The organism is Priestia sp. BR_2, assembly GCF_041954005.1.
Lineage (GTDB): Bacteria > Bacillota > Bacilli > Paenibacillales > Paenibacillaceae > Paenibacillus_AQ > Paenibacillus_AQ lautus_A.
In genome coordinates, this window is the sequence record NZ_JAVFHM010000193.1 from 247,662 (window position 1) to 258,671 (window position 11,010).

Genomic DNA, 11,010 nt, shown 5'->3' on the forward strand with positions numbered 1-11,010 from the left:
TTTGTATTGTGAGCTCGTTTTTTATTATAGAATCCCGTTCTCGGAAAAGGAGTGAGGCAAATTCACTCTCAAGGGATAGAATTCTATGGTCTCCTGCAGCACTCGCCTCACGCCTCCGGCCGGTCCATGTGATAGCCCGCCCTGAATTCGGACGGTGTCTGGCCGGTGATCTTCTTGAACATCTCGCTGAAATATCTGCGCTCCTCATACCCTACCGCCGCAGCCACCTCCTGCACCTGCGCTCCCTCTACCAGCAGCTGTCTCGCTTTGTGAATGCGTTCCGAGGTGATAAACTGCGTGACCGTCATCCCGGTCACTTGCTTGAATAAGCTGGAAAAATAGCTCGCGCTTAGATGCACATGCGCTGCACATTCGCCAACGGTAATATCCTCGGACAAGCGGCCCTTGATATAGCCTATGGCATGATAAATAACCTTCTGCCCTTCGGATACGCTGTTTCGGCGAACCAGCTCGGCTCCCTCCGTGCACAAGGCATGCAGTTGACGCTGCAAAGAGGCCAGCGGCAGCCCCGCCGTCCCTTGTACCGTTCTGAATTTCTGAATCATCGGCTGTATCTCCGAATATGAAACCATTTCGTAAAGCGTGCGGATCGCTGAAGCGGCCAGCTCATCGTACAGGCTGAGGAGATAATCCGGACTTTGCCGGGAGATCCGTTTCTGCAGCGCTTCCGAAATCGCGGACAGAACCGCGTCCGTCCGGACAGCATTCCCGGAACGAAGGGCCAGCAGGAGCTCGTCCTTGTACTCCAGTGCCAGCGGCTCCTGGCTTCCGCTCTGATGGATATCGTCATACATAATGGCGGCATTGCCTTCAGTGAATAAGTGATGGGAGAGCGCCCGAAGAGCCTGGCGATAAGAATCCGGGAGCCCGCTGATCTCCTCCGCTCTGCCGCCGACCCCGACCGAGATCGTAAACTTGGTGTAACGTTCAATATTCCGGCAGCACTGCTCGGCAATTTCGATCGGATTGGACGGTCCTGAATCGTTCAGTACGGCCAGGTACTGATCATGACGGGCACGGAAAAGAACGCTGTGCGCATAATGGGCAAGCGTCTCCTGCATAATATTCAACAGCGAGAACCGGATCAGCTCCATCTCCTTCACGGACTGCTCGGCAACTTGCTCCCGGAAACGATCAATTTCAATCAGCATCACGACGAAGCCGTGCGGCTCCAATTCAATATTCAGAAAATCCCACCGTTCCGATGCCTCTTCCCATGATGTGCGGTGACTTACGAGCAGCCCAAAGTATTCCTGCCGCAGCGCCGGCATGCTCTCGCGAAGCTTATTCTCCATTTCCCACAAACTTATCCGTTTGGACCTCTCTTCCATAACCTCTGCTTTGGCTCGCAGCACAGCCGACATCATCTCTTCTTCTGTGAAGGGCTTCACCACAAAATCAAATGCCCCGAGCTGCACCGCCTGCTGCGCATATTCAAAGTCGGCATAGCCGCTGATCAGAATGACCTTGCAGCCGGGATTCTCTTCCAGAACCAAACGCAGCATGCTCAACCCGTCCATGATCGGCATCCGGATATCGGTAATAACCAGATCTGGACACAACCCTCTGATCAGCTTCAGCCCCTCTTCTCCATTGCTCGATACACCTGCGACCCGAATCCCTTGCTCTTCCCAGTTCATGGCGGTCAACCCGTCCACCACGCTCTTAATATCGTCGATAATGCAAAGACTGATCGCTTCAGGATTGCTCATCCAAATGCTCCCCTTTCTTGGGTAAAGAAATCCGTATTTCGGTTCCGCGTTCCGGCGCACTGTCTACGTGAAATTCCGCACCGTCCCCATAATAGAGCCGGAGCCGCCGGATCAAATTAGACACCGCATATCCCTTTTTCGATTCCAGCCAAAAGAGTGCGCGCACTTGGGCCTCATCCATGCCCCTGCCGTTATCGCGTACGGCAATCGTCCAGCGTTTCTCATCCCCGCTAATTTCGATTACGATTAGGCCGCCGTTCTTCAGGTCGCGAAAACCGTGCAAAATGCTGTTTTCGACCAGCGGCTGCAAAATGATGCGTGGAATCGAAATCGATGACACCTCCGGTTCGCGTACATGGATCTCATAAGAGAATAAGTCTTCATAGCAGCTTAACTGCAGTTCCAAATACTGGCGCACATGCTCCAGCTCTTTCGACATTGTCGTAATTTCCTGACCATTGTTCAGCCCGAGTTGGAACAGGCGGGAGAGCGACATGACCATTTGCTGCGACGGTTCGATCTGCTTCAATTTCAATTTCCAGTAGATGGTATTGAGCGTGTTGTACAGAAAATGCGGGTCCATCTGCGCCGACAGCGCCTTGATCTCAGCAGTTCGCTTATGCGTCTGCGCTTCCGTAACCTCATCAATCAACACCACAATCTGTTCCAGCATCCGGTTAAACCGAAATCCCACTTGAGCCAGTTCATCTCCGCTGCCGCTCTCAAAACGGGCGGTCAGATCGTTGTTCTCGACCCGCTTCATCACCTTCAGAAGCCCTTGCAGCGGCTTTAGCAAATAGCGTGAAAATGCGCCCGAAATCAACGTGGTGACGGTAAAAGCTGCCAGCGTAACCCCGGCGATCAGCCATTTGACGTATACCATGTCATGGAGCACGTCGGCCCGGGAACGGATGGTGGTCATCGTCCAATCCGCTATGCCGAGACGGGCATAATTAAGCAGATAGGTTTGGCCGTCCAGATCAAAAGGCTGACTTCCCTCCGAGCGGTTCATCATGCCGCTCAAATCTCCCGTCTCCACCGCTTGCCTGACCAGCGGTTCCTTCACGGGGTAAACCGTATCTCCATCAGCGTTCAGCAAGAAGCTGGACGCTCCTTCCGCGGTGTTTCCCTGCACCAGCTTGCGGAAGCCGTCCTCACGGATATTCACGACAATATAGACACCGCTGACCGGCGTGTCAAAGATCGGCTCCAGAATAAGCGAAATGACGCGTTCCTTGCCGGAGAATAGCATGTCCTCATGCCCCTCCACCCACAGATTCTTTTTCTCCTGTTCGATGCGCGAATACAGCACGGTGTCCTCGAATGCGGTGAGCCGATTGCGGTTCATGGACGAAGGATAAAATTCGCCGATCGGCGTAAATACGTAGATCGATTGGATAAGCGGCTCGGCAATCCGCGCCTGCGAGAAAACGTTATCAAGATCGTTCAGATGCGTGTAATATCTGCTGGCATCCCCGGAGGCGGCATCCTTCAGCATGTCGTAGAAAGGCTGGCTGATCATAAACGTCATCATAATCAGCATCAGTTTATTCAGCTTCTCATCCACGATCTGTGCTGACCTGACCACCGTGTCCTGCGTGAGCTTCAGCGCATTCTTTTCCAGCGTGGCAGCCGAGATATAATAAGACAATCCTCCGGTCATCAGGACAGAAAGCACGATGACAGCCAGAAAAGCGACCTTGAGTTTGTTGCGGAACGATTGCCTGCGGAGATACTCCAAGCTTTTCACGCCTTCCGTTAAATTCTATTCTTTGATTATGTCACTGCATCCCCTGTACGACAATGCAAAAAAACGAAGCTGTCCCGAGCAGCCATTCACGGCTTTAGGGGCAGCTCCTTCGTATGATCCCATTAACGATGTTCGACCTGTGGATCGGCTCTTATTGACATGGTACGGGATGCCGTACTAGTTAGATCGGACCAGATGCCAGTACCACGGCATCATCAAAAGCGACGCCTGCCGAAGTGGTCCGAAATCCTATTTTTCCTGCAGTCAATTCCGTCTCGGGATTGGTCCATTCCACTTTTAATTCTCCATCCACATAACCTTTTATTGTGTTCCCATCAATGGAAGCCTTCATCGTATACCACTGGTTCGCCTGAGCTGTAAACGGGGTACTGGATACAAGAGTCATGACGTTGTCCACGGATTTGTACAACTCCAGCTTTTGGGCTGCGGAATGGATTCGGAACATATAGAAATTACCCGCATCCTGTACCCTAAAGAGAATGCCTGCGTTGGCATTGGTGATGGGCATTTTCGCTTTGGCTTCATACGTATAATCCGTCCACGAATCGCCAGCAGCAATGACTGCAGCAGCAGCTTGATTCTGAATCAAGGCTTTTGTGCCGTCAGTTGTTACATCCCAGGAACCTGAAACAGACGTCCATCCTCCGGCATTTCCATCTTCGAAATCGTCGCTGAATCGGATGACCGTAGGATCCGGATTCACGGGAGGTTCATTCACGTCCATGACATGGATCGTAAAGGTCTTCTCAACATACAGTCCGCCTGAGTCTGTACTCCTGACCCGGATGCTGTAGCTATCCTTGGCTTCGTAATCAGGCGTTACGGCTAGAAACAACTTATTGTCCGAAATGGTGAAGCTGTCGTTGTCCACATCCCCTGCCCCTGCTATCAGCATATAAGCAAATGTTTCTTCCGCATCAGGGTCGCTGGTGGAAAAGCTTCCGACCATGCCTCCCGCCGTCGTGTTTTCAATAACACTGTTGTGTGAAAGGGCAATCTCCTCAGGCGCTTTATTGAGGAGACTAACCACGGCATCGTCAAAATGGACGCCCGCCGAGGTGGTCCGGAATCCGATCCCCCCAGCCGTCAATTCGGTTACAGGATTGGTCCATTCCATCTTTAATTCTCCATCCACGTAACAGGAAATCGTGTTCCCTTGCATAACCGCCTTAACCTTATACCACTGTTTCTCAATGGCCGTGAACGGCGTACTGTTTACTAGCGTCAGCTGTCCATTTACGGATTTGAACAACTCCAGCTGTTGATTCGATGAATGAATGCGATACATATAATAATTGTTTGCATCCTGCACCCTGAAGACCATGCCCGCGTTGGCATTGGTGATGGGCATTCTTAATCTGGCTTCATAAACGTAATCCGTCCATGAACCCCCGCTATTAGCGGTAATCAGGGAGGTGGTTGTCTGATTCCCGCTGGACAGCACGTGATTCGTGCCGACTGTCGGGACGATCCAGCCGCCGGACATCGACGTCCACCCCGCCGTATTTCCGTCTTCGAAATTGTCGCTGAATAGCGGCGGCTTGGAATTGGCAAAAACGATACCATATACATTGTTATTAACGGTAACATTCAAGTCGTCCAGGTTTGTTGCAAGCTTGCCTCCAACATAAACATCCGTGAACGTGACGCCGTTAACCCTTCCGCCTTTCGTGGCATTCCCGGAAATTCTGGATTTCTGGGTGCCGGTCTCGCGAACATGGATGTTCTTGACTACAACATTGCTTACATCGCCGGAAGTGCTGGTGGACACTCCAAGCCAATAGTTCCCGAATTGATTGATGCCGACGCGTTCGATGTCGATATTTTCAAACGTAATATTTTGGGCGTAACCTTCCTCCGGGAGGGTATTCAGTTGGTATCCATGATCAATAAGCAATGCTCGGGCGCTTTGATACACATACGAATTTCGGATGGTTACGCCGATTTGCGGCTGGGCTACACCCATGCCAATCTTGAAAGCCGCGCATCTTGTCCATGCAAAAGCGTCATCAAAGACCACATTCTCCAAATGTTCAAGCTCGCCCGGCCAGTCTTTGGACATCCCCGTCTGCAGCCAGGTTTTAGTGGAATACGTGTCATCATCCGAGATGGCAATCGAATGTTGAACAAGCACGTTCTGACTCTCATTGATATCGATAACGTCATTCTCGATTTTGTATAAATCCTGGAATCCCTTAAGATTGTTTATGGTCACATTGTCGGAACGTACCACCATAAACGACCAAAAACCGCCATCCCGCAATATTAGACCGTCAAAAGTAAAATTAGATGTTGCGATCGGAACGAGCAGGTTATTGAGGAACCCTTCATTCTTATTCGGTGCCGGCATCTTTCGCTCTCGCATCGCAATGCCTTTTCCATCAATGGTTCCCCGTCCCCGTATCGTAATATTGGTGGAATCTACGGCAGTACGAATAAAATACGTTCCATCCGCGTTTCGTGAACCCTTGCGAAAATCAATCACGTAGTCTTCCCCCTTGCCCGTGCCGACAATGACGGCGCCGCCGGCCAGGTAAAAGGTTACGTTGCTTTTTAATGTCAGGTTCCCGCTCTTATAAACACCGGCCGGAATGAATACAACGCCGCCGCCGGCTTGATGGGCGTCATCGATCGCCTGCTGAATCGCACCCGATGCCAGCGTTGTACCCGTGTTATCCGCGTGGTATGGCGACTGCGTCACATTATAAATCCCGGCACCTGTGGACGGGGGAATATCCGTCTCCAAGGGATCTGCTGCGATAACAATCTTCTTCCTCTGGTCATTGATTTTCACGATGACATAGGTAGAGGATGAAAGATAGAACGTTAGCTTGTTCCCGTTGACCGTGCCTTCGATATTTTTAGCCTGAGGACTGATGGAGTATGATGTAATCGGCACATTGTTGGTAACTTCGATACGGACCGTGCCGGAAAAGGAAAATTGAGCATAATCATAATCAGCCAGATAACTGATTACAGGAATCGCTTCGTTATTCGCTTTCAACGAAAACACGCTGGATGCGGTATAGATGGATGGCATCGGGTAATTTTGTATCGTGGCCGGAGCAGCGGCGGTCTGTGCCAAAGATGCCGGATCAGCGGCATCCGTCATATCCATTGAAGAAATTGAATAGCTATCGATTTCTACAGCGTCCGCAGTTCGGGGTGAGAATCCTGTGATCATTACGGCAAGCACGACCAACAAACTAACTGCTTTTCTTGTAATGGTAAGCATAAATACCTCCTCAAGATTATTCATCTGCCACACGATAATAAGGCACCGCAGCTTCTGTTCTCCCGGTTGTATTCTTGCTTGGTTTTTTGTGAAGGCGCTAACATTTTATCGGAAGCAAGCAGCCCGCTTTCTGACGTTCACTCCCCCCTCCATCCAAACTTTTCACTGTCACGATGGATTATAATCCCTGCCCATAAAAAAAGGAGTGGGGCAAGCCCACTCTCCAGGGATACATTTTAACTGTTCTCCATCGCCACCAATTCACCGGCAGCATAGCGTTGCGGGAATGAGGATCTGCGCAGACGCTATCTCCGTTGATTGCTATTTTCCGATAAATCGTCGTAAGAAAGGACTCCTAAAGTCATGTGCTCAAAAGTTCCCTCCTCCAAAATTTCATGGCCCATGCGATGCAGAAGGGATATTGCGGCGCGAAAAGGTCCTGAGCCGGTGCTGATACGCTGAATCCCTAGCGCTTCAAGTTCATTTGCAGAAGGCATTCCCGGCCCGGCCAATACATTTATCGGACAGCTTATTTCATGGCGCAGTGTTTGGATGTCGGAGATTTCCTGGATTCCGGGGACAAAAATACAATCTGCCCCGGCTTCCTGGTAGGCATAGGCCCGTTTGATCGTCTCTTCAAGCCTCCCTGCAGGCGGCATAGACTTGATCCAGTAAGCATCGATACGTGCATTGATAAAGAGAGGATACCCCATGGCATTCCCCAGCCCTCGGATCACGGCTAATTTGTTCTGCTGGAGCAAAATATCATGCAGCGGCGCTTGTCGATCCATGCTGCTGTCTTCAATGTTAATCCCCGTCGCGCCTGCCTTGATCACCTGCTTAACCGATTCTGCGGCTTCATCAGGCGTCTGTCCATACCCGTCTTCCATATCCACGGTAACCGGAATATCCACGGTTTGCACGATCCTGCGGACCGTATCCAGCATCCTGTCGAAGGGCATATTCCGATCCGCGTACCCTTGGGAAACCGCTATGCCGGCACTTGTCGTGCCAATGGCCTTGAAGCCGCACTTCTCGAAAGTTTTCGCGCTTGCAGCATCCCATGCATTGGGCAAAATAAAGAAATTAGAGTGAAGCTTTTTAAAGGCGGTAAGCTTTTCAAGCTGTTTTGTCATGTCCATACCATACCTCTCCCCATCTATTATCGACTGGCGTACTTTTGTATATAGTATAAACCGAGTTCTATTCGATACTCATCGAAATATGGAATGCACTTTGAGTTTCAGAAGGATATGGAAAAGTCTGACTAGAATAATAATCAGAGCCTATAAGAAATTGGAGTGAATACGTTGGGAGAAGGTGGACCATGAATGACAAAATAAATGAATTTATGATTTGGGCTGAAGACAACGGTTGGACGATAACCACAAATCAGGATCATCAGTTACATTTAGCTGGGAGCTTGTTATCAAGATATAAGGAAATCCCTAATGATTATTTGGAATTTTTAAGTGTTGTAAAACGATGCATCACACCTGATGAGAAGACCTGGTTTCTTTGCGAGGATGAATACAATAATCGCTCCGATACTGATTTTAAATGGAATGAATTTGAAATGCTCAGTTTGGAAGAAAATATTAATAATCTAGCAGACGGCCATGATCGTTCCATTGACCGTACATTTTGTTTTCTCTTGTGTTGGATATGAATTTGTCTAATCTGCTCTTGAAAAATTCCGGCTGATTCTTATAGCTTTGTATTGTATCAATCCGAACTCTTTTATAAAGATCCGGAAATGCCACGAAATTCTCAAATACTAGTTTTTCCTCCTTTAGCCTTTGTTCTATCATCCCATCTATTCTGAAAGAACCGGGATCCATGTCAGGAAGAACTCTTCTGCCTTCGTCACTCATGAAGCCCAACTTTTCGAGGCGGCGGACACGTTCTTTATTCAATTCGGTCCAGGAGCTTTTTTTACTTCTAGGAGACAGTCTCTGGGCCAGCTCGGTTTCGGACATTTTCTTTTTAATGCCGTCAATCCATCCAAAGCATAAAGCTTCCTCAACGACGTCCAAATATAACAACATATCAGGAGTTGGCGTCATATTAACCAAGACCCAGCAAGACTTCTCGGTCTTGCCATGGTTCTGCAGCCAAATCCTTAAATCCTCTCTCGTTTTTGCTGGAATGACATGCTCAATTTTCATAGCTAATACCCATCCTCCTCCTTTCTAATGAGAGTATCAAAACATGGCCTTTCTTTGGAAGGCCATGTTTTAAAATGCGTTACTGTTTGTTTGAAATGACTTTGTCCAGGAAGCGATCTGCGTCACGATTAAATTTCCAGGCAACTCCGAATTTATCAACCAGCAAACCAAAGCACGAAGACCAAGGAGTATTGGATAATGGCATCACAACATGGCCGCCAACAGACAATTGGTTAAAGTATTCTTCCAATGCTTGTTGATCCTCCATGACTAGACTAATAAGTATGTTGTTTCCTTTCACCAACTCACCCGTTACCTGCTTCATCGAAGGCAAAATATCCGACATCATGATTTTTCCGCCTGCAAATTCAACCGAGGACTCCATGATCATATTAAGCTCATTGTCTGGCAATGGATAGTTTGGATCCTGCGGAAAATCCTTGAATTTCACTTTTTTTACCTCGTTCGCCTGTAAAGCCTCCGAATAAAATTCAATCGCTTCTTCGGCGATTCCATCAAAGTTCAAATATGCAATAGCTGACATAAAGTTGTACCTCCTTCTTTTGATAAATGAAGTATAATTTATTAGTGGTGACAGACGCATGTCACCATTCAAAAATTTGTATCAAAAGAGGGACAGCTATGGAGAAGGTTGAGAGATTAATATCCATTATCATGATACTGCTGAAAAAAGATATTGTTTCAACAAAAGAATTCGCACAATTATTTAACGTTTCAAAAAGAACGATTCTTCGCGATATGGAAACACTGAGTTTATCCAACATTCCCATCTATTCTGTTCATGGAATTCATGGCGGATACGGTATTATGGACGAATACAAGGTGGATAAGCGACTTTTAAACAGCTCCGACTTAGAAAATATATTGACTGCGCTCGGCGGATTGGAACAAATTCTAATTAGCGAGGAAGTTGAAATCACGATTAAAAAAATGGAGGCCATGGTTCACCCCATGTCACTGAAAGGTTCGGTCCGTCTATCATTTTATGATTGGGAGGGTCGGTCCGAAATTCTTCAAACCTTGAAGACATGCCAAGAATCGATCATAGGGAAAAAGTTGATTTCATTTGATTATATAGATAAAAATGGCATGATAACGAATCGAATCGTCGAGCCGTATCAGCTTCATTTTAGCGAAACGAGTTGGTATTTGAAGGGATTCTGTTTACATCGCCAGAGCTATAGAACATTTAAATTATCCAGGATCGATAATCTCAATATGAATGAAGAAGCCTTTAACCCGAGAGATTATGCATTAGAACAAGACGCTGCCAGTTATCAGCCGCAACTAGTCGCCATTAAAGCGTTGATTGCGCCCGGCATAAAAGATCAGTTTATTGAAAGGTACGGTCGAAAGAGTATTGAAAGCCACAGTTCTGAGTATTACCTGGCTACCATCCAAATTCCTCAGAACCCTATTGGATTTCAATTTTTAGCAAGTTTCGGTACAAATCTAGAAATCGTAGAACCGAAATCATACGTGGAGGAGTTTCGCAATTATTTGCTTAAAATGGTCGATAAATATTCTTGAAAAGGTCCTTTCAAATGAACATGTCGGCAATTTCTAACGGATAGATGCATCTTGCTGCCAACATAAAAACACCTTCAAGACCGTCTCCATCTCTTACGACATGGCTTCGTTCTCCTGAAGGTGCTCTTCTTTACCGATTCGTCATTTCTCCATCCCGGTACCGGCGCCCTTCAAGCCCAGCCGGGAGTTGAAGAGTTGCTCGATCCGAGTGCACGTATCCGCGGGGGTTTCCATGCCGGCCCACAGCAGATTCAGTTCATCCAGCAGCGTCAATATTTCAGATTGGTTCATGTTAAGGATATGCAGCGGATAAGCATGCGGCAGTACCTCGAGATAACGGTTATAGTGCTGCGGATGAATGTCCGGATTCAGCAGGCTGTCATCCTCGGCAACAGACCGCAACACCGGAATGGTGCAACCGTACTGTTTCAGCAGTTTCTGTGCTTCCTCGCCCGTCATAAAATCCACGAGTTTTTCGGCGATATTCCGATGACTGCTCGCAGCGTTGATCGACAGACCCCCGCCTAGCAGTATAGTGGCGGGTTTGGTTCC

Annotated in this window: 8 protein-coding genes and 1 pseudogene; 2 read left to right on the forward strand and 7 right to left on the reverse strand. The window is 48.2% G+C overall.

All coding sequences use genetic code 11. The features are described 5' to 3' along the window. Positions 1-107: 107 nt before the first annotated feature. The 4 genes from RB298_RS14435 to RB298_RS14450 form a co-directional block, all read right to left on the reverse strand. Positions 108-1,733, reverse strand: a complete 1,626-nt coding sequence (locus RB298_RS14435; protein WP_486047426.1) for a helix-turn-helix domain-containing protein — start codon at positions 1,731-1,733, stop codon at positions 108-110. Next, entirely contained in the window at positions 1,720-3,474 is a 1,755-nt protein-coding gene (locus RB298_RS14440) for a cache domain-containing sensor histidine kinase (protein WP_486047427.1), read from the reverse strand. The genes RB298_RS14435 and RB298_RS14440 overlap by 14 nt, the downstream gene beginning before the upstream one ends. Positions 3,475-3,664: 190 nt before the next feature. After that, the gene (locus tag RB298_RS14445; RefSeq protein WP_486047428.1) at positions 3,665-6,739 is read right to left on the reverse strand and encodes a 3-keto-alpha-glucoside-1,2-lyase-like domain-containing protein; all 3,075 of its coding nucleotides are present in this window, start codon (positions 6,737-6,739) and stop codon (positions 3,665-3,667) included. Between the two features lie 305 nt (positions 6,740-7,044). Further along, positions 7,045-7,881: an isocitrate lyase/PEP mutase family protein gene (locus RB298_RS14450; protein ID WP_096773953.1), complete on the reverse strand. Its 837-nt coding sequence runs from the start codon at positions 7,879-7,881 to the stop codon at positions 7,045-7,047. 185 nt (positions 7,882-8,066) lie between these two features. On the opposite strand from RB298_RS14450, the gene RB298_RS14455 reads away from it, so the two are divergent. Then, entirely contained in the window at positions 8,067-8,408 is a 342-nt protein-coding gene (locus RB298_RS14455) for a hypothetical protein (protein ID WP_486047429.1), read from the forward strand. Here RB298_RS14455 and RB298_RS14460 read toward each other — a convergent pair. Together RB298_RS14460 and RB298_RS14465 are read right to left on the reverse strand one after the other, a co-directional pair. Further along, a complete protein-coding gene (locus tag RB298_RS14460) occupies positions 8,338-8,907 on the reverse strand; it encodes a YdeI/OmpD-associated family protein (RefSeq protein WP_486047430.1) in 570 nt (189 codons plus the stop codon). The two genes, RB298_RS14455 and RB298_RS14460, sit on opposite strands and share 71 nt — an antisense overlap. 79 nt (positions 8,908-8,986) lie before the next feature. Further along, positions 8,987-9,451: a VOC family protein gene (locus tag RB298_RS14465; protein WP_375119991.1), complete on the reverse strand. Its 465-nt coding sequence runs from the start codon at positions 9,449-9,451 to the stop codon at positions 8,987-8,989. A 98-nt stretch (positions 9,452-9,549) separates the two neighbouring features. Here RB298_RS14465 and RB298_RS14470 point away from each other — a divergent pair, with 98 nt between their 5' ends. Beyond that, complete coding sequence (locus tag RB298_RS14470; protein WP_192571697.1) at positions 9,550-10,458, forward strand: helix-turn-helix transcriptional regulator; 909 nt, start codon at positions 9,550-9,552, stop codon at positions 10,456-10,458. Between the two features lie 141 nt (positions 10,459-10,599). Here the strand turns inward: RB298_RS14470 and RB298_RS14475 are convergent. Next, positions 10,600-11,010: pseudogene (locus RB298_RS14475) on the reverse strand (extracellular solute-binding protein); the annotation flags it as partial.

Excerpts from the sequence above, each read along its gene's own strand:
- RB298_RS14465 (WP_375119991.1), bottom strand. The coding sequence starts at position 9,451 with ATGTCAGCTATTGCATATTTGAACTTTGATGGAATCGCCGAAGAAGCG.
- RB298_RS14455 (WP_486047429.1), top strand. The coding sequence starts at position 8,067 with ATGAATGACAAAATAAATGAATTTATGATTTGGGCTGAAGACAACGGT.
- RB298_RS14435 (WP_486047426.1), bottom strand. The coding sequence starts at position 1,733 with ATGAGCAATCCTGAAGCGATCAGTCTTTGCATTATCGACGATATTAAG.
- RB298_RS14470 (WP_192571697.1), top strand. The coding sequence starts at position 9,550 with ATGGAGAAGGTTGAGAGATTAATATCCATTATCATGATACTGCTGAAA.
- RB298_RS14460 (WP_486047430.1), bottom strand. The coding sequence starts at position 8,907 with ATGAAAATTGAGCATGTCATTCCAGCAAAAACGAGAGAGGATTTAAGG.
- RB298_RS14445 (WP_486047428.1), bottom strand. The coding sequence starts at position 6,739 with ATGCTTACCATTACAAGAAAAGCAGTTAGTTTGTTGGTCGTGCTTGCC.
- RB298_RS14450 (WP_096773953.1), bottom strand. The coding sequence starts at position 7,881 with ATGGACATGACAAAACAGCTTGAAAAGCTTACCGCCTTTAAAAAGCTT.